Below are 19504 nucleotides of genomic sequence, written 5' to 3' on the forward strand. Positions count from 1 at the left end.
TATTGCCAGACCAGACATAAATTAAAAGGGCGCTTATTGGTGATGGTATTGAATTTGAGCGTTAATTTCAAAAGATAGTTAAAGAATCTTTTGTTTGAATAATTGTTGAAACGACATTTTCAGTCAATAGCGTATTGGCAAAACTCCTACAGACGCTAAAAAGTTTTGTACGCGCCTTTTGATCAGAATAGCATCACCCATACGCCGCCCCAATTCTCGTTCGAGTGCGCCAACAGGAGTGAGGTTTTGTGGGGCGCGGGGGTCTTTGTAAGGATAGGAAGCGTATTCAGGAATGAGATAGGCGGTTTGATCCGCGATTGTCTGGGCTGTTGTCAGAGGAATATCGCTGGACAATTCCAATCTCACAATTCCGTGTAAATTGTGGTAACCAAAACGATCTGAAGAGGTTTGAGCGTGACCGGATTTCAGATACCAACTCCAGTGGGGACGGTTTTGTTCTTTTATTAAAAAAATAGGGGTACGTTCTCCCGGTTTCAATTCCCACAACAGGGCTGCATATTTTTCACTTAGATAATTTTTATGCATTGTCTTAACATAGCCCACTGTGAAATTCAAGGAGTTATAAGGTAACCGCCCGTCACGAACGATTAAGGTATTTGGGTTAAGAGTAAACTGTTGGGCTGCGAGAAGTGCTTCTGTCTTAAGCATGATATTCTGAACCAGATTTTTGGGAACATTGGGATTGTTTTCTACGTAGGGATCGACTGGTTCGTAAATTAACTGTGCTTGACTTCCCAAAGGACAAGGAATTCGGGTTTCTGGTGCTTGTTGGTTTCCTCCAAACCCAATTATACGCCGGATATGAAACTGGGAACAGGTAGCTGTACTGGTTTTTCTATCCACTAGGACAGCACCTACTGCTATTGTTCCAAAAGCTCCATAAGCAATGGTATTCCCGCTACCACCGATAAGAGTCGCATCGATACGACGGCGACCATCTATAAATATAAGTCGTTCGGGTAACGTAGGTTGCGGTCGTACTCTAGAAAACTTTGTCCAGTCTGCTGTTTCTACAGTTGGATCTACCTCGCTTTCAGTTAACGCCAGTTCTTCTATATCTATTGGGGAGTCGTAGTTGTTAGCCCAAGGCTCAAGCCTAAAGTTATTTTGCTGCCAAAATTCATTGTTGTCATGTGTCATTTGTCATTGGTCATTAAGTGTAACTTATTCTCCCTTATCTTCCAGCACTGATTCACCCGCCGCTGACAGGAGGAATTAACACCACTTCGTCACCATCATTTAAGATAGTCTCTGGGTCTGCAAATTGGAGGTTTACCCCAAATCGAGTGATATCCCGTAATTGAGAAAGTTTGGGATGTTCCGCAATTATGCGATCGCGAACTGCTGCAACAGGTGTACTTTCTGGAAATTCTAGCAACAATTCTGGCACACCGTATGCTTCTTGGTAAGCAGCAAATAGTTTGACGGTAATTGTAATTGTAGACATGGATTCATTGAACCAAGCTTTATAGCTTGGCGTAATTCAGCTAGTGTTATTAATTATCATAGACTGTAGTGTTGTAGGTTAAAGTCAAGTAATTCAAATGCTCCCTTGCTGCACCTCCTAAGAGAATGTTTTAAAAGTAGTAGCTGAGGAATTTAAAACTTTAGATCCCCCTAAATCCCCCTTAAAAAGGGGGACTTTAAGAGTATTTCATCTCTAAAAAGGGGGACTTTAAGAGTATTTCATCTCTAAAAAGGGGACTTTAAGAGTATTTCACCCTTAAAAAGGGAGATGAGTGAAAGTATTTCCTCTTTTGTAAGCTACGGTAGTGTACAGATCTCTAGAAAAGAGATGAAACATCGTAAAAAGGGAGAATTGGAATGAAGTTCCCCCCTTTTTTAAGGGGGGTTAGGGGGGATCGAAACCGCTTTTAATGCACTATATAAGACTTGTGTACACCACCGTAGCTTTTTAAAGGGGGCTGGGAGAATCTTGTACAATGCTAAACTCTACAAATATCCTCCGAATTCATCTTTAAAAACCTCTATTCAAGAAAGTCCAACACTGAGATTTACACCTCCTCACAGAGCGCCTTTACCAAAGCGTCCAAACCAGATTGGGTGGTGAAGTAAGTTACATGGTCGCAAGTCGCATCTGGAGATAGAATTCTGGGCTTGGGAGAGCGGTTTTCACTCACGCTTTTAATACTTTCAAGTGTCACCGCTATATCATTTGGTTGTTGGAAGAAGACTAGATTGATGACATTCTCTCGAGCCGAGCCAAATAATTTCCCCATCAGTCGCTTTATCGCACTTGATTGTTTTCCGGAGTCGGTTTGTAATGCTTCTGGTTTAATTGAGCGATCGCCTGCAATGATGGTATACCGCACGTTAGGATCTGGATTGGTAGCAATGCTTTGGATAAAATTGCTCCTCGGGCTCATCTGTTCTACAGTCTTAATGTTGGAATCCACAAATTTTAAGATTCCAGCAATAGCAACTGCAGGCCAAGCTACCGAAGAGAGTTGGTTTAATCCAATTCCCAAAGCGGCAAAAGCCCAATCTTGAACCGTTGGCCAAGGAGAACCTCCATTAGGTGTACCCAACATCACTAAGTGTTGAACAATTTTATTACCACCTTCTTTTTCAATGAAGGTACGGGATATTAAGCCCCCCATGGAATGAGCAACAATATCTAATTGTTTGTCGTGGTTTGCTGTTAATCCAATTTCTTCTAATCTTTGCTTGAGAAGTTTGGCATTTTCTTCGATAGTCGTATTGAGATTTTCGTAATCAAAAGCGAGAATTAAGTCATATTTATCTTGCAATGTTTTTTGTTGTCCGTTTTCTGTCAACTTTGCATTCTGAGTGCTTTTCACTGCCGTTTCTGTATCGCCAATGATACCATGGATATAAAGTAAAATCTTCTTAGCTTCGGTAACTTTTGCCGTGATGATTGCCTTATCCGCTTGATAAGATACACGTCCATCTGGTAAAACTTCCGCACTTCTTAACAAGGGATAAACAAATTTTTGTCCGAAAGGTTGAGTCACCATTTTTTGGAAGAGAATCTTAATTGAACCTTGCAAACTCCGGCTAGTAGCTATTGGTTCGGGTAAGCGTTCTAAGGTAATTGCTGTCTTACCATTTTCTGCCTTAGCTGTGCCTAAAGGTAAGAAAAATTCTCCATCATAAGCGAGTGGCAAAACATATTCGTTTGATGACAATGACTTGTCAACGACTATCTTGATAGGATTTTCTGGCGTGACGCTTTCGTGATTTTGTACGCTAGTGATTTCCAAAACACTTAATTTAGAAAGACCGCTACGAGTGGTGTTAAATTCAAAGGGTTGAAACAGATTTGGAGCTTTTATAAGAATGGGTGGGAGTAAATTACTGTTAGCATCCCGGCTGTTTGGTGGTAAGGAGTTGATTTCAACTTTTCCTTGAAAACTCGAGTTATTGTGCAGTACAACACCCGGTTGTAGAGTTGTGGGTTCAGATGTTTTAATCTCCACTCCACTTGGTGGTTTTACAACCGTCAGTTTAACTTCCTTCGTCATCCAGTTATCAATCAGGTCAGCGTCTCTTAAGCGTGCTTCACGAGAATATACGTTGTTCATTAAACAATTGAGAGTTCCTGACAATCCTGTAGAGCCAGCCCCTACCAAACGATCTTTAGGAGGTGGAGTATCAAGCCCTTTTTGTGTGAGCAAACTCGCATTGAAATCTCTGGTACTGACAATTAACTTGAAAACCTCATTGTATTCAGTAACACCACTATTTAAGTATTCTATAGGCATATTTAGTGCTAAGGAGCGGCTCATTTTACTGGACAACATAGGGTCATCACTCGATTTTTTCGATAAAAGTATACTACCTTTCTCTATGAATAATGGAGGAGTACCTATTGAATAGTTACCTGCTAATTCTACTATTTGAAAGTAAATATCTTGGTCGCTATGATTCGTTACTTTGATTTTTATGCCTGGTGATATCCACTGCTTATTTTTGAAACTATACTCTGCACGCAAATCGGAAGTCGCCTGTTTTGAGGAATATTCTTGACCATTAAAGATGACGATCACTTCCATCTCCACATCCTCAGGTTGAATTTGGCTGGTGGGTGGAGTTTTCAATTCTAGAACATTCGCCCAACGCACAACGTGTTCTAATCGTTTGATGATTTGCATTGCACGTTGCTGAGTGTATCCTTGGTTATCTGGTATTAGTGGAATCGGTGCGACTATCGACTTGCGATCGCTAGCTTGTTTAATCCAGTATTGACCCTGATGTGCTTCTAGCTCGTAATTCGCATCTTCAGATGATTCTGCTTCTCGAATCAACAAAGATGCTTCACCTTGCTCGACTGTCGCAAGAGATGTTCGAGCCAGTTCTATACCTCGAGCGTCCCCCACGAAATTGACTTTTAATTGTGGGACAGGTACGCTGATTATAACTGCCCAGTAAGGTTCTTCAAAAGATATTTCGCTGCTATCAGTAATGAATTCAACTTTGCTAACTTCTGTCAAGACCGTAGTAACGACAGCGTGACAAATGGCATGGGAAATATCGCTCAACTGTTCTGGTGGGGTTCCCTGGGGGAAAATGGCTAATACAGTCTCTCCTTCTGTGGCTGGGCGAATACCGTGTAAAGCACCAGCGTTAATGACCCAATCATCATAATCTTCAGTATTATAAGTTAGGGTAAAGTAATTCAATCGCTCACCTGCTGCACCTCCTAAGAAAGTTTGTCTTAAATCCTCTGCAGGTGCTTCTATCTGGGGTGATTGATCGTTGACCTTACTGAGGATCAAAGCGTTGATATCTTGCACTAAATCTGCATAGGATAGTCTACCATGAGTGCGTTGCAACGCCTGGGTGAAAAAGTAAGAAAAAGCACCACGTGGTTTATTACCTTCACCTCTGTGCTCTTTTGCTGTTTGATGGGAACGACAAGCCGCGATCGCAACATGTCTTGGTAACACATAGCGATCGCTCACACGGTATTTCAGCCATTCTTCGGGAAAAATAAAATCTTTTAAATCCCTTGCTCGTCCATCTGCTGAGGTTTGACGTTCCACCACTTTTGGATCTCGGGTTGCTGTACCGGAGTGACAGCAATCTAGAACAATGAGGATATGTGGATTGTTCTTTGCAACTATCTCGATGAGATAGTTTAATTCCTTGTCTGCTAAGTCACGACCTTCTTTTGTGCGGCTATCATAACAAACTAAGGTTTCAATTTGACGGTCTGAGTCTTTCATGCGAAACACATCTGGTGCTGGTTCAAAGGAACCATGCCCTGCGTAGTAGAATAAGACTACGTCATCACTACCTGCTTGAGACAGGTGTTTTTGAAAGCCGTCGATAATTGCTTGACGTGTTGCCAATTCATTGGTGAGTTTCCAAGGAACCTCTGATTCTACTATTTCCCACTTCCCCTCACTAGCAATTCGTTTCCGTAAATATTCTTCTATTGCTTCAATATCGTTAACACAACCGCTTAAATTGTTGACTCCTGATTCTGGATGATATTTATCAATACCAGCAAGTAAGGCGTAAATTTTTTGAGTCATAGATATTGACCTTGTAAAAGCTTCTAAATTGAGGATATCAATCCCCTGTTATATATGTGTCAGTAAAATTAACTTATGCACAATTGACATCAGTAAGTGTAGAAACGATTTGGCTGGAATCAAAAAGAGTATCTGATAGACATCTATATAATTTGCAATTTACCCAAATTGGCTTAGGTGCAATGATAGTAAAATTTTTAACATATTTTCCCATGCGCCTTTTTAAGGGAGATGAAAATGAGCCCGGAACAGGCGATCGCCTCTATTGTCGCTAGTATTGTTACCTCCTTTCCTTTCCAAGAGAATTGGATTGCCGCTAACACCAGCGTTGAATTGTTAGAAGCAGAACAAGAGAAATTCGTCTTGGGAGTTAGTGAACCTTATCGTTACAACGATGCAGCGAATGAAACACAATATCAACAACAGGCACAAATAGCGATCGAGAACTTTATTACTCAGGTGAATAATATTCATCTCAAGCAAGTACAAGAATCGGCTGTGAAGAAATCACCCGAGCAAAAAACAGAGACATCGGAAGATTTAGTCAAATAGTGATTGCCAGAGGTTGAGTGGGTTATCTTTATCTCACTTACAAACGATATGATTGTAATGTCGATTTAATTTTTTTATCTTTGCCATCCACTGGATAACTTGAAAAGACACCTCCAGAAATGATGTAAGAGTCCTGTGGACAGGCTTCGCCAACTCCCCTACTAAGGGTTTTGACGAACGCGTAATTAATTTTCACGCCTATGTCTAAATTACTTCCTGAGCGATCGCCAATCGCCTATCAAGAGACTGAGTTATCTTTGAATGTGTTAATCCGTGTGGAAGTATATAGATGAAAATAACTTCTTCAGAGTTATTGCAGAGGTATGCTGTTGGGGAGAGAAACTTTAGTGGGGTTGATTTGAGTGGGGCTGACTTGAGTGGTGTCAATCTTAGCAGGGCTAACTTGAGCTTTGCTAATTTGAGTAGATCTCATCTCATCGGTTCCAATTTGAGTGGTGCTAACCTGTTTAGAGCCAGGTTGAATGACGCGGAATTAATGGGTGCTAACTTCACCCTTGCTAATTTGAGAAGAGCACGGTTAGAAAGTGTTTATGTGAGAGGAAGCGCTAACTTTGCCCTTGCTGACCTCAGAGATGCGTCCCTGACTGTTCTTTTCGAGGGCGTTAATCTGACAGGCGCTGACCTTAGTGGTGCTGATTTGTATAGGTCTTACCTGAAAGATACTACCTTAAGGGATACTAACCTGACTGGTGCCAATCTGGAGAACGTTTCTTTCGAGAATGTTGACTTGACCAATGCCAATTTAATGGATGTAACTCATCTGAGTTTTGATGGTAATGATAGTGTTATTCTCCATAACACTACTATGCCGGACGGTAGTATTGTCACAAATAACCGCTAAAAATGAATACTAATTTATTCTGAACGAGTACGAATTGCAAAACATTAAAGAAAAACTTTTTGTTCTCAGTTATTACTGTAGTTCCTTGCGTCTATTACTGATTTGTCACTGAGTGTCCCTCCGCTATCAGGATTGGAAAATAAAGCGTTCCCAACATACAGAAGCTAGAACATTCTTTAAGTTATTACAGCAGTTTTCACCTAAATGAACTAGGGCGGGGGAGTTCATTCTAATTTACTGCATTCTATCAATTGTCCGATACTGAATCGCTTTAGCAACTTGTTGAGGTTTCAAGTTATCATCCCCTGCTAAATCTGCAATAGTCCGTGCGACCTTGAGAATGCGATCGCTCGCCCTTGCCGTTGCTGCCATTAAGATACGTACTTCTAACCGCAAGGGGCGTCATTTATCTACAAAAGAAACTATTCGTTTACTAGAAGCAACACGGCATTAAAAGGAGTGATGGTCATGTCCAAGCTCCACCTTGGTTATTGAAACTAACTTATGCAATGCGATAGCCACAGAACTTTAAAAGCGATCGCATACTGCCCACCTCAACCTTTAAATGGAGATGACCCTCTCTACAGTATTGATAAAGGAAAACCTGGGAGACATAATTCCACCCTGCTGCAAGCAGAATCTCTCCGCCTGGGTAACTGGTAGGGACACCACGGACAACAATATCCCAAAAGAACTTCACGACTAGATTGTAAATATTTTTTTTAAAATTGAATTAATTGCGTCACTGTGTATTTGAAAGAGTTTAGTTTTTTTAAGATGTGTTTTAAAAAGCTGGTGTTGCTGTATAATAAATAGAAATTCCCCCAAAGAGTTAACGGCTCCTCAGGGGTCAATAAACATATACAAAATATTTTTGTTGAGACTATGATAGCAACCTCAGCCGTATTTTGCCAGCTCCCCCTACAAAAAAATATTTCTTCAAGCCTCGCCCAAATCCAAGAAGCTACCCTGGCACTTCTAGAAGCCGCATCAGAACTGGATCTTATCCAAAAGAGCCTTGGCAAAATTGAATTCAATCGGGAACTCAAACGCTGCCAGCAAAACCCCAAAGATGTTAAAGAATATTTAGAACTGATACAGGAGTACTCAGAGTGCGACTTGGAGGAAATTTCAGCACTGGGTATTTTAACTCTAAAAAAATTAACCCGCCCCTCAATGACTCCTGTCAAAGAAGCCCTAAAAAATTTAACCGATATTACCCCAGCAAAAATAGAACACCTCACTAAAACCCTAGTAAAGCGTGAAAGAAAATCCAAGCAACCCAGAGATACTATTTGGGGTGAGGGTGGAAAGTTTTTTAATACGGGGGATATTTACGACAACTCCCAAGCAGGTGTTGCGCTAGAGCGCATGGCAGCAAGTGAGGGTAAGACACCTCAAACCATTACAGTCGAAGCAATAGAACTGCGACAGGCTGTTAGCAGCCACATTAAATCACAATTTCCTACAGCAGACATTAAACTCAAAGTTTCTGTAGTAGAAGAAAATATGTCCTCCTTAAAGGTCGCGCTACAACCAACACTTCCTCTCATTAGCTTTCAAGGAAGCGATTTTGTACTGTTAGACGCAACCAAACAGTGCGTTCTGGAACTTGATAAACCCATGCCATCGCCCACATCCCAACCCCCTTACGCCTCCTTAGAAATTGTTGAACACCAAAGAACCCTACAGAAAATTACCCAATATCAAGCTTCCCTCTCCATGGAACAATCTCCTCCTTTGACTCCCCTATCAGAACTCTCAAGCATAGAACTCAAAGCCGTTGAAGTCCTTCTAGAAGCGTCTATGGGGCACGCTGACTGGAACCAAATTAAAGATGCGATCGCCAAAATAAACCCCGACAGAAAAGATAAAGTGTGGTTTGCCTTATCACTAGACCAACGAGATCGCGCTAGAAAAGTCTTCCCGACCCATTACATCCTCCTCATCCAAGCGGTTAAAAAGAGTCTCATCTACGAATGGTTAGAAGACAAATCGGGTGGGGCAATCCATCTGAGAATCTGCAATACAGTACCAGGAATGTTTGATGAATTAGTGTCTATTGAAAATTTAGAATCTTTTTTAAAGACTCTTTCTCCAAGGGATGAGAGTGCTTCTAAATAGTCCCTGTTCTTCTTTCCACCCCTGATACCCTGCTAGCACGTTACTACTACACCAAAAAAACACGCCCTAGTCATCAGAAATTTCTTCTGGATTATTTTCGGGAAAAACAACATCTTCATACAGCAAAGAAATAGGACAATGGAAATCAACGCTGGTTAAAAATACTTCTAGTTCTGTTTCGTTAGTAGTTGTTTCCTCAAGTGAATAAGAGGTGAGTTCCCATTTTCCCTTGTCATTGAGACGATAACATTCTACATTCATTTTATCTGACTCAATAAGAACGTATTCTTTTAAGGTATCAATCCGACGGTAATGTCTAAATTTTTTTCCTCTATCGAATGCCTCTGTACTTGGAGATAATACTTCTACAATTAAACAGGGATGATAAATAACTTCACGCGCTCTGATGTCTTGTGGATCGCAACTAACCATCACATCTGGGTAGTGAAAAGGTCCCTGAAGGGAAATGCCTACTTTAGCATCTGCCATCTGAACTTTACAGCCCTTACCTCGTAAGTGATTTTTCAATGCGGAAGCAAGATTGAGAGCAATATCGTTATGAGGGATTGTTCCCCCCGTCATAGCGAAAACTTCCCCTTTAATATATTCGTACTTAATGGGTTGTTGTTCTTCCCATTCCAGATACTCTTGGGGAGTCATGAGTGAATGTTGGAGTTGAGCAATCATTGTAAATATCTCATTGTTCTCTAAGTTATCTAAGAAAATATTCACTGCATTCTATCAATTGTCCGATACTGAATTGCTTCAGCAACGTACTGAGGTTTCAAGTTATCATCTCCTGCTAAATCTGCAATAGTCCGTGCTACCTTGAGAATGCGATCGCTTGCCCTGGCCGATAAACCCAATTTTCTAATTGCCCCTTCTAACAAATTGCGGCTGCTGTCATCTAAATTACACCATCTTTGAAGATGGGAGTTTTGCATTTGTGCATTGCAAGATAAATGAGCTTCATTTTTGAATCTGCACTCTGCAATATCGCGTGCTTGTTGCACCCTGTCTCTCACAATTTTAGAGCATTCTCCTGTTGGTTGTTGGGTAATCTCTTCCGGCTTTAAACGGTTCACAGCAACTTGCAAATCAATTCTATCCATTAAAGGACCCGAAAGCTTAGCCCAGTATTGCTCTCTTTGCCTGGGCGTACAGCTACAGTTTTGGGTAGTATCCCCATAATAACCGCAAGGACAGGGGTTAGTACTGGCAACTAAGGTAAACTGAGCGGGAAACATCACAGATTGTCTGGCACGAGAAATAGTGACGTACCCGTCTTCGAGGGGCTGACGCAAGAATTCCAAGACATCACGTTTGAACTCAGTCAGTTCGTCCAAAAACAAGATGCCTTTATGTGCTAAAGAAATTTCTCCGGGACGTGGGAAACTACCACCACCCACCAAAGAAGGACCAGAAGCAGAATGGTGAGGACTGCGGAAGGGGCGATCGCGAACCAACGAGCCTTGGTTTTTTAACAAACCCGCGACGGAATAAATGCGAGTCACCTCCAGAGCTTCCTTCAATTGCAGTCCTGGTAAAATTCCAGGCAAACGACGCGCCAGCATGGTTTTGCCACTACCAGGAGGACCGACAAACACTAAATTATGCCCACCCGCAGCTGCAATTTCCAAAGCACGGCGGGCATGAGCTTGCCCTTTTACGTCTTTTAAATCTGCTTGTCCTGACGTTGAGTGCAATATTTCTACTATATTATCTAACTGTACGGCTTTGTACCGCTTGGGATTGTTTAAAAAATTAACGACTTCAGACAAATCTTTAAAGCCGTAAACTGGCAATCCTTCCACTAACGCCGCTTCCTGCGCGTTGTCAGCAGGAACAACAAAACCTGCAATTCCCATCTTTTGGGCTGCAGCAGCGATCGGCAAAACACCAGCAACCGGGCGGAGGCTACCGTCCAGAGAAACCTCACCCAAGAAAAGGTAGTCACCCAATAACTCAGCACTTACTTGTTCTGAAGCCGCTAAAATTCCGACACTCATCGGCAAATCAAAACACGGACCTTCTTTTCGTAAATCCGCAGGCGTCAGATTGATCACAATTTTTCGGATGGGAAATGCAAAACCAGCATTCTTGAGAGTTGCCTTAACCCTTTCTTTAGCTTCTTGAACGGCTGCATCTGGCAAGCCTAGAACGACAATTCCCGGCAAACCGCCTGACACATCCACTTCAACGCCGACTTTAACGGCGTCAATGCCGACAATTGACGCGCTCCAGACTCTAGCTAGCATAAGTCTAAATATTGATTAGAGATCGTTATAAAATCTCTAGCAGAAGAACTAGTCAATTGACATGAGTGAAACCACAGAAACGATTTTCAGCAAAATTATTAAGCGGGAAATTCCAGCTAATATAGTTTATGAAGATGAATTGGCCCTTGCCTTCAAAGACATTACTCCCCAAGCCCCCGTTCATATTCTTGTCATTCCTAAAAAACCAATAGCCAAATTATCTGATGCTGGCTCTGAAGATACTGTTCTTCTCGGGCATCTATTATTAACTGCTAAACGTGTTGCTGAAGAAGCTGGGCTGACTAATGGCTACCGTGTCGTCATAAACACGGATGCTGATGGCGGTCAAACAGTTTACCACCTACACTTACATATTTTAGGTGGACGGCAGTTATCTTGGCCTCCTGGTTGATCGAACACCTCTACTAAAATAGGAGCGTCCTCCACAGGAAGACGCTTTTTTCATTTCAATGTCATCATAGTATAGTAAAAATTGGAGATAAAACTACGGTTTACGCACGCCCCTTAGCACGATTAATTGAGCAATTGCAACGCTTACCCGGAGTGGGTCCAAAAACTGCCCAACGCTTGGCATTGCATATCATAAAAAGACCAGAGGCAGAAGTTGAGGCTTTGGCACACGCTCTCATAGAAGCAAAAAAGCAGGTGGGCTTGTGCTCTGTTTGCTTTCACCTATCTTCTGAACCTGTTTGTGAAATCTGTCGCAACGCCAACCGCGATAATACGACTCTGTGTGTCGTAGCCGATCCTCGGGATGTGATTGCCTTGGAAAAAACCCGCGAGTACAAAGGTAAGTATCATGTTTTGGGTGGAGTTATTTCCCCAATCGATGGCATTGGTCCAGAACAATTGACTATTCAACCTTTGGTGCGACGGGTGAGCCAGCAAAAGCCCCATGAGGTTATTTTAGCGATCAGTCCCAGTGTCGAAGGTGAGACAACAACTCTTTATATCGGTCACCTTATCAAACCATTTACTAAAGTCACGCGGATTGCTTTTGGGTTACCTGTAGGTGGAGATTTGGAATACGCCGATGAGGTGACTTTGGCAAGAGCCTTGGAAGGACGCCGAGAGTTAGATTAATGTTATAGTCTTTCAAACTCAGTAAAATATATGGTTTCTCAACTAGAATCTACCACTAAAGCAGATATAATTTACCCCGATAGCGACGGTAAACCAATGTCGGATAATACCAAGCAGTTTCGTTGGATTACGGTAATTTACTACAATTTAGAGTGGCTGTTTGCTAACGAATCGGATGTGTTCGTAGCGGGCGACTTGCTGTGGTATCCAGTTGAGGGGAGCAATAACATTCGTATCGGTCCTGACGTTATGGTCGTCTTCGGCGCTCCTAAAGGAGATAGGGGTTCTTATATGCAGTGGAAAGAAGGCAACATTCCCCCACAGGTAGTGTTTGAAATTCTCTCTCCTGGCAACACCCAAACAGAAATGAATAAGAAACTCGTATTTTACGAGCGCTATGGTGTTGAAGAATATTATTTATACGACCCAGACAAAAATGATTTCAGTGGTTGGGTGCGCTCTTCAGAACGATTTGATGTTATAGACCCGGTACATAATTGGGTAAGCCCAAGATTAAAAATTCGCTTTGATTTGTCTGGAAATGAGTTATCGATATATCGTCCCAATGGCGAGCCATTTACAGGTTATTTAGAAATTTCTCGACGTTTAGAAGAGGTACTGCAACGAGCGCAGCAGGCAGAGCAACGAGCCGAAGAAGAACGGCAACGAGCCGAAGAAGAACGGCAACGAGCCGAAGAAGAACGGCAACGAGCCGAAGAAGAACGGCAACGAGCCGAAGAAGAACGGCAACGAGCCGAAAGGTTGGCACATAGGTTGAGAGAGTTAGGTATTGACCCAGATGGAGTTGATTAATTGCTCAGCCAGATACAAGAACTTGTTGAGCAGCACGTTGACCGCTGCGGATAGCACCTTCCATATAACCTCGATACTCCACAGGAGCAGTATGCTCTCCTGCAAAGAAAATTTGACCTGCTCTTTGCATCAGATGTGGGTTAAAGCGAGCCAAATCTCCTGGTCTAAAGTAGCAGTACCCACCTTTAGCCCATTCATCAGCACCCCAATCATAGGAACGAGAGGTCAGAATTGAAAGTGCTTCAGGATACACAGTACGCACTGTGGCGATCGCCCGGTCAACTGCGTTTTCACCTAACTCTACACTTCGACTCCCTCCACTAAAACAAGAAAGAATTCTTTCTGTCCCCATTTGTGCAAAGCTGGGTTCCCACATAACTTGATATTCACCATCTAGCAATGTTATTCCAAGGTTAGGTTTAGACCAAAAGCGATACGGATATTGCAGCAGTGTCTTCACTAAACTTCCATAGGGTAAATGCGAAATGGCAGCTTGCTGAGAGTCTGTTAATGGAGCATCTATCGGAATTTGACGCAGCACACTCCAAGGAATTGCTACTATGACATGACTCGCTTGCACCTCAACTAAACCATTTGCAGTCTCAATACTGACACTTACAAGATTGTTCTCTGTTTGTTGAATGCGACGCACGGGAGTTTTTGTATGCACTCGATCGCCTAAAACTTTAGCTAAGGCATCAACTAAACGCGAACTCCCCCCCCGAACGCGCATATTATAACCAGGCGCACCAAGGGTATGAGAATATGCAAAAAATCCAACACCAATTAACTCCGGGTCAGTGGCAAAAAGCGATCGCGCAGATAAACGCGCAACCCATTTGGCAAAAGGCGCTATTTGGTTTGTCCCCAACCACTCATTAAGGGTTTGCTGTGGATCGTGTTGCTTTTCAACCAGAAGTTGAAGCTTTTCAAATAAACTTTTTAAAGCAGTATGTTCTTCTGTACTAAAAGACTCGCGATTTTTGAGCATTCCCTCAACAGACCAGTACAAATCATTGGGAAACTGGCAAGCTGGATCGAGTTTGAGATCGAAAGAAGCAGCATAATTCATGAAAGCAGTATGGCGATCGTCAACAAACTCAGCACCTAAATCACCATACTGTCCGGCGCTAAGTTCTACAGTATGGACTCGACCCCCCAAACGCTCTCTTGCTTCAAAAACTTGAACTTCCTGACCTGCAAGTACCAATTCATAGGCTGCACTCAGCCCTGCTAATCCTGCACCAACGACAATGGTTTGAACTGGCATGCCCTTGAATCCTGTGACGTTTTTTGACGATAAAGCAATTGCGAATGTCTGAAATGATATTTTTAATGGTAGCAGGAGCTTGGAACTCGCGCTCAGAAGATCTTCCTCATGCCCTCATCCCTAATTGTCAAACAATATTTCATTCGTTAAGCATACTGATACAAAAGGCACAACCTTCCATTAGTCAGAGGAAAGAGCTTTTTTAGATTTCTAATATCGATCTAGAACCTTAAAAATACAAACAAAGCATGAGAGATACTGACCGCTTAGTGGTGGCTCGCGATCGATTGGGAGGGAAAGTGCAACACGACAAATTGAACTGTCAAAGTAAGATGCGAGTGAAAACTTAAGACCCATTAATTCGGACAAAGGAGCGTAACACCATGCGATTTAAAGACAGAACACAAGCAGGTCAATTGTTGGCAAAGGATTTGGCTGCTTATGCTAACCGTCCAGATACCTTGGTGTTAGGGCTTCCACGCGGGGGTGTACCTGTCGCTTTTGAAATAGCCAAAACCTTAAATACGCCCTTAGATATTTTGCTAGTACGCAAACTGGGTGTACCAGACCAAAGAGAACTGGCAATGGGAGCAATCGCCTCTGGTGGGGTACGGGTCTTAAATGAAGATATTGTGCGATCGCTACACATATCCGAAGCAGAAATAGACCAAGTCACGGAAAAAGAACAGCAAGAACTAGAGCGACGCGAACACCTATATCGAGGCGATCGTCCTTTTCCAGAACTGAAGGAACGGACTGTGATTTTGGTAGATGATGGTTTGGCGACAGGCGCTACCATGCGTGCTGCTGTTATGGCATTACAAAAATACAACCCTGCCAAAACAGTTGTTGCTGTACCCGTGTCCGCAGTTGAAACTCACGACGAGTTTGCAGCCAAAGTAGATGAAATAATCTGTGGGTTAACTCCAAACCCCTTCTACAGCGTTGGCTTGTGGTACGAAGATTTTCCGCAAACAACGGATGAAGAAGTTCGTAACCTGTTAGATAAGGCTGCAAGGAAAGAATGGCTAATGGCTAATTGCTAATTGCTAGTAGATAAGAACTAAGAACACAAATATGAAAGTAGCACCAGAGATTACTTATCGCAATGTCGATAAAACAAATGCTCTTGACAATTTAGTCAACGAAAAAATTGGTAAGTTGGAGCAGGTTTGCAATCACATTAGTAGCTGTCACATTGCAATAGAAAAGATTCACGATCGCCCGCGTAGTGGTTCTCCTTACCGAGTGCGAATCGATATGACTGTACCACCCGGTCATGAACTTGTGGCAGAAAGTAATCCCACAGATGAAAACCAATATGCGCCTGTAGAGGCGGTGATTCGAGATGCTTTTAAAGCAGCTGTCACTCAATTGAAAAAACTCAACGAACAACAGCAAGAGAGCGACAAATCTCAAACTCACACAGATGCAGAGGAAACCACAGCACTTGTGACCAAATTATTTCGTGAGGATGGATATGGCTTTATTAGAGCCTTGGATGGTCAAGAAATTTACTTCCATCGCAACAGTGTGCTCCATGATGACTTTGACCGCATAGAACTAGGTACGGGTGTTCGTTTCTCTATGGTCATGGGAGAAGAAGGACCTCAAGCATCTACAGTGCAAATTGTAGACAAGCCCGGAGCTAATGCTGGCAAGTCAGAACAAACCCTCATTGAGCCGCCATTAGGCTATTAACTCATTAAAATTAATGTGGGGGACTACTATACTAAATTCAAACTTCAATTGAAGCGATCGCTTCAATTGCTGTCACGCCGGGGGTTAAAGTATTCAATACTTTGACCCCATAGATCTTTTTGTTGTCCTGAGGATATTTTGATGAAGAAGAGTATCTCGGCGGATACCCAAGAAGGCAGAAGATAACCCTGATGGGTACTGTTACACGTAAAAAACTTTTTCACAATAGCAGATGTAGAGATTTGAGCGATCGGCTTTGGTTTAAGAAAACTAAATACCCGAAACTTGTTAACATCTCTGAAAACAAACTAGCTAAGACGCAAATAGCTGAGTTCCAACAGAGGAATTGAAGCGACAACATCCACTAATGTAAACTTTTTTGACTGATTGCGTAATTTAAGAATCTGGAGCGGAAAAGTTAACACTTGGTTGTGTAGTTCATGATTCTCAGGTAATACTAAATCCTCGTCTTGCATCTCCTTTATAATCTAGTCCGCGTAGGCGGTGAGTCCAGTGCTGTAGGCGGGTTTCCCACGCCCAGGCAACTGGCGTATAGCCCTGCGGGCATAGCTTCGCAACGCGTAGCGTCTCCGTAAGGAGATACCCGGAGGGACTTCGTTTGTATAGCCACGATTTCCAATTGCTGGGCTAAAAAGGGTTAGAAAACTGAATTTGGTATAAGAGTCGAACCCACATTTTTTTGATTAACACATTTTTAAGACCTATGAAAAATCCAATTTGCTCGGTTGATAACAAACCTGTTCTTCAGGTTGGTTCTGCTGGTTCAGCAGTTAGAGCATTAAAAGACCTTCTTTTAAGTAGCGAAATTGCAGATGCAGGTGTTGCTGGCTTTAACGTTGATGATTCATTTAGTTCCAAGACTCAAACAGTTGTCAAAAACTTTCAATGTCAGGTCTTTTTAACAGCAGATGGTATTGTTGGACCCAAGACTTGGAAAGCATTATGTGCAGATAGTCCTGTAGATCTGCCAACACTGCGTCGTGGCTCTGTTGGTGAACTCGTGACTCAAGTTCAACGACGGCTTGATGCTAATGGATACAAGCTAGGAGCAGTTGATGGCAACTTTGGACCCAGAACCGAAGTCGCAATAAAAGCTTTTCAAAGCGATAACAATTTGTTAGCCGATGGCATTGTTGGTCTTAAAACTTGGAATGCTTTAAGCAGGCTGCGTGGGGTCTGCTAACTTCATTATTCCTTGCAATTATAAGGTTTTTCCACAAGCTTGGTATTATCTGGGAAAGGCAGCTATACTAAAGTGGTCAGAGGGGTATAAGATACGGCTTGATAAGTCTTTAACCCTCTTTTATCACTTTCGCTGCTAGAAAATTTGAAACCCTGTTTTCAGGTTAGTCCGCCTATAGCCCTTACGGGCATAGCCATGAATTTTATAAAAGTTCTCTTTATTCATGCAGTTATTCTCTGCACAATTTGCGCTTTTCATATGAAAACATTAGCAGTAGAAAAAACGACTGCTATCTTTCATGCGTTCGATGGGCAGTATAGCAATATCGAACAGTTGGTCTGTGACCTAGGTCAGCAAGGATATTCTCACATTCAAATTCCTCCAACCCAAAAATCTAATCCCAGCCAAGAATGGTGGGCACGCTATCAACCTGTAGACTATAGCGTAATTGAAGGTAGAGGTTCCGAAGAAGATTTAAAAAAACTTATTAATAAAGCTCATAGTTGTCATGTAAAAGTCATTGCTGATGTTGTTTTCAATCACATGGCTAATTTGGATAACAATGAGGATTTTGAAGACTTAAGTAAATTCCCCAATCTTTCTGTCCGTGATTTTCATTCCGCTTCAGAGAGTCCGGGCAAAAAACCTTGTGATATTAACTATAATGATGGCAACAGAGATTCAGAAATCAATTGTTGGTTGGGAGGGCTTCCTGACCTTATATTTACCAATAACGTTAAAAAAATTCAAAAAGCTCATTTAAAGAAATTGCTAAATTTAGGAGTCGATGGATTTCGGTTTGATGCTGCTAAACATATGCCAGACTCTGTTGTCAAAGAATACATTAGCTACGTAGAGCGACAAAGCCAAGGAAAAACGTGGAATTATATTGAGGCAATAGCAGATAGTGACACCCATCCAGAAAACTATAACTCGATAGCTGCTGTTACAGATTTTTTACTCTACCACTCTATGAAAAATGCCTTCACCTTTGGTGGAGATTTGCGATCGCTGCGAGTTCCTAGAGCTGTTTTCGATCCGCGTAGCGTCACCTTTGGTAGAAACCACGATAATATTCGCTCTCTTAATTCCAATGCCATCAACCCTTATAGCAATGACTCTGACTCTTATCTAGCAACAGCCTACGTACTAGCCAGAGAAAGTGGCACTCCTTTAGTCCTCAATTGGGATAACGCGGACGCTGCTTTTATCAAATATGGTGTTAAGTTTCGCCAGATTATGCATCAACGTGAAAATGAGAAAAGAAATGTTAAAGAAAATGTTCTGACAGTTGTTGATAGTCCTACTGTATTACTTATGGAACGAGGCCGTGAAGGATTTTTTGTTGTCAATAAAGGTGAGAACAAATTTGAGGTGCCAGAACTTGATTTGACTCTGTCTCATTTAGAGGGATGTTATCGAGAACTCCGCCATAATTTTACTGTTGCTATTGAACGCGGTCATTACGGGAAAAAGTTTATAACTCATTGGGGCACCAGTAATAGAGCCGGGATGGAAGTTGACAGCCGTGATGCGCTCTACTTTACTCGAGAAACTTTTCATCAATGTCAAACAGGTTAATAACTTGAATTTAGCTAAGCGCGTTGTCACCCAGACAAAATACCGTCTGGGTGACAATTAATTAACCCTCTTTCAAGAAACAAGGCAGGAGGCAGAGGGCAGAAGGCAGAAGGGAAGAGGATTTGGCTTGTTTGTTCCATTCGTAGCGGGTAGCTTGTGCCGCCTGTGGGGCTGCTTCTAAGAAACAGAAATGTTTCTTTACATCCATTAGGAATGTGCTCGCTTTCCTCGGACGCTTTTGTCAATCTGGAGAGAAAATAATTGAGGCGAATAGAATTCGCTGCTATACAAGCAAAGTCCCTCCGGGTTCGCCCTTCGGTTCGCCCTCCCTTGTTCGCCAGTCGCCAGGGAGTGGGAAACCCCTCCCTTGTTCGCCAGTTGCCAGGGAGTGGGAAACCCACCTGCTTTCCCTGGACTCACCGCCTGCAGCGCTGGACTCACCAGTCGCCAGGGAGTGGGAAACCCGCCTGCTTTCCCTGGACTCACCGCCTA

The 19504-nt window shown here is 42.5% G+C and carries 17 protein-coding genes and 1 pseudogene; 11 read left to right on the forward strand and 7 right to left on the reverse strand.

Annotated elements, in window-relative coordinates; all coding sequences use genetic code 11:
* Positions 1 to 123: 123 nt before the first annotated feature.
* The 3 genes from AB0756_RS12090 to AB0756_RS12100 all read right to left on the reverse strand — a co-directional run bounded on the left by AB0756_RS12090 (position 124) and on the right by AB0756_RS12100 (position 5543).
* Complete coding sequence (locus AB0756_RS12090) at positions 124 to 1161, reverse strand: hypothetical protein (RefSeq protein ID WP_038080491.1); 1038 nt, start codon at positions 1159 to 1161, stop codon at positions 124 to 126.
* A 52-nt stretch (positions 1162 to 1213) separates the two neighbouring features.
* Entirely contained in the window at positions 1214 to 1468 is a 255-nt protein-coding gene (locus AB0756_RS12095; RefSeq protein WP_038080490.1) for a MoaD/ThiS family protein, read from the reverse strand.
* 568 nt (positions 1469 to 2036) lie between these two features.
* Positions 2037 to 5543, reverse strand: a complete 3507-nt coding sequence (locus AB0756_RS12100) for a caspase family protein (protein WP_038080489.1) — start codon at positions 5541 to 5543, stop codon at positions 2037 to 2039.
* 237 nt (positions 5544 to 5780) lie between these two features.
* Here AB0756_RS12100 and AB0756_RS12105 point away from each other — a divergent pair, with 237 nt between their 5' ends.
* Together AB0756_RS12105 and AB0756_RS12110 are read left to right on the forward strand one after the other, a co-directional pair.
* Positions 5781 to 6095 carry a DUF4231 domain-containing protein gene (locus AB0756_RS12105; protein WP_050045101.1) on the forward strand — a complete coding sequence of 105 codons (315 nt, stop codon included), beginning with the start codon at positions 5781 to 5783 and terminating at the stop codon, positions 6093 to 6095.
* Between the two features lie 289 nt (positions 6096 to 6384).
* Complete coding sequence (locus AB0756_RS12110; protein WP_038080487.1) at positions 6385 to 6957, forward strand: pentapeptide repeat-containing protein; 573 nt, start codon at positions 6385 to 6387, stop codon at positions 6955 to 6957.
* 234 nt (positions 6958 to 7191) lie between these two features.
* Here AB0756_RS12110 and AB0756_RS12115 read toward each other — a convergent pair.
* Positions 7192 to 7329 (reverse strand): annotated as a pseudogene (locus AB0756_RS12115) (magnesium chelatase subunit ChlI family protein); the annotation flags it as partial.
* Between the two features lie 132 nt (positions 7330 to 7461).
* On the opposite strand from AB0756_RS12115, the gene AB0756_RS12120 reads away from it, so the two are divergent.
* Together AB0756_RS12120 and AB0756_RS12125 are read left to right on the forward strand one after the other, a co-directional pair.
* Positions 7462 to 7620 (forward strand): hypothetical protein, encoded by a 159-nt coding sequence (locus AB0756_RS12120; RefSeq protein ID WP_153021606.1) that lies wholly within the window; start codon positions 7462 to 7464, stop codon positions 7618 to 7620.
* A gap of 222 nt (positions 7621 to 7842) precedes the next feature.
* The gene (locus tag AB0756_RS12125) at positions 7843 to 9081 is read left to right on the forward strand and encodes a hypothetical protein (RefSeq protein WP_050045100.1); all 1239 of its coding nucleotides are present in this window, start codon (positions 7843 to 7845) and stop codon (positions 9079 to 9081) included.
* A gap of 66 nt (positions 9082 to 9147) precedes the next feature.
* Here AB0756_RS12125 and AB0756_RS12130 read toward each other — a convergent pair whose 3' ends face one another.
* Positions 9148 to 9768: a Uma2 family endonuclease gene (locus AB0756_RS12130; protein WP_038080482.1), complete on the reverse strand. Its 621-nt coding sequence runs from the start codon at positions 9766 to 9768 to the stop codon at positions 9148 to 9150.
* A 41-nt stretch (positions 9769 to 9809) separates the two neighbouring features.
* The gene (locus AB0756_RS12135; protein WP_038080480.1) at positions 9810 to 11339 is read right to left on the reverse strand and encodes a YifB family Mg chelatase-like AAA ATPase; all 1530 of its coding nucleotides are present in this window, start codon (positions 11337 to 11339) and stop codon (positions 9810 to 9812) included.
* A gap of 61 nt (positions 11340 to 11400) precedes the next feature.
* Here AB0756_RS12135 and AB0756_RS12140 point away from each other — a divergent pair, with 61 nt between their 5' ends.
* From AB0756_RS12140 to AB0756_RS12150, 3 genes are all read left to right on the forward strand, one after another.
* Entirely contained in the window at positions 11401 to 11751 is a 351-nt protein-coding gene (locus AB0756_RS12140; protein WP_038080478.1) for a histidine triad nucleotide-binding protein, read from the forward strand.
* A gap of 80 nt (positions 11752 to 11831) precedes the next feature.
* Entirely contained in the window at positions 11832 to 12443 is a 612-nt protein-coding gene (recR, locus tag AB0756_RS12145) for a recombination mediator RecR (RefSeq protein WP_202048698.1), read from the forward strand.
* A 30-nt stretch (positions 12444 to 12473) separates the two neighbouring features.
* A complete protein-coding gene (locus AB0756_RS12150) occupies positions 12474 to 13256 on the forward strand; it encodes a Uma2 family endonuclease (RefSeq protein ID WP_167844595.1) in 783 nt (260 codons plus the stop codon).
* A 4-nt stretch (positions 13257 to 13260) separates the two neighbouring features.
* Here the strand turns inward: AB0756_RS12150 and AB0756_RS12155 are convergent, their stop codons facing one another.
* Positions 13261 to 14526: a flavin monoamine oxidase family protein gene (locus AB0756_RS12155; RefSeq protein ID WP_038080473.1), complete on the reverse strand. Its 1266-nt coding sequence runs from the start codon at positions 14524 to 14526 to the stop codon at positions 13261 to 13263.
* A gap of 383 nt (positions 14527 to 14909) precedes the next feature.
* Here AB0756_RS12155 and AB0756_RS12160 point away from each other — a divergent pair, with 383 nt between their 5' ends.
* The 4 genes from AB0756_RS12160 (at position 14910) to AB0756_RS12175 (ending at position 19012) form a co-directional block, all read left to right on the forward strand.
* Positions 14910 to 15572, forward strand: a complete 663-nt coding sequence (locus AB0756_RS12160; protein ID WP_038080472.1) for a phosphoribosyltransferase — start codon at positions 14910 to 14912, stop codon at positions 15570 to 15572.
* 31 nt (positions 15573 to 15603) lie between these two features.
* The gene (locus AB0756_RS12165; protein WP_038080470.1) at positions 15604 to 16227 is read left to right on the forward strand and encodes an HPF/RaiA family ribosome-associated protein; all 624 of its coding nucleotides are present in this window, start codon (positions 15604 to 15606) and stop codon (positions 16225 to 16227) included.
* Positions 16228 to 16951: 724 nt separating this feature from the next.
* Entirely contained in the window at positions 16952 to 17431 is a 480-nt protein-coding gene (locus tag AB0756_RS12170) for a peptidoglycan-binding domain-containing protein (RefSeq protein ID WP_038080468.1), read from the forward strand.
* A 258-nt stretch (positions 17432 to 17689) separates the two neighbouring features.
* Positions 17690 to 19012: an alpha-amylase family glycosyl hydrolase gene (locus tag AB0756_RS12175; RefSeq protein ID WP_202048569.1), complete on the forward strand. Its 1323-nt coding sequence runs from the start codon at positions 17690 to 17692 to the stop codon at positions 19010 to 19012.
* The last annotated feature ends 492 nt before the right edge of the window (positions 19013 to 19504 follow it).

The sequence above is a fragment of the Tolypothrix campylonemoides VB511288_2 genome (assembly GCF_045999855.1).
GTDB lineage: Bacteria > Cyanobacteriota > Cyanobacteriia > Cyanobacteriales > Nostocaceae > Scytonema > Scytonema bouteillei_A.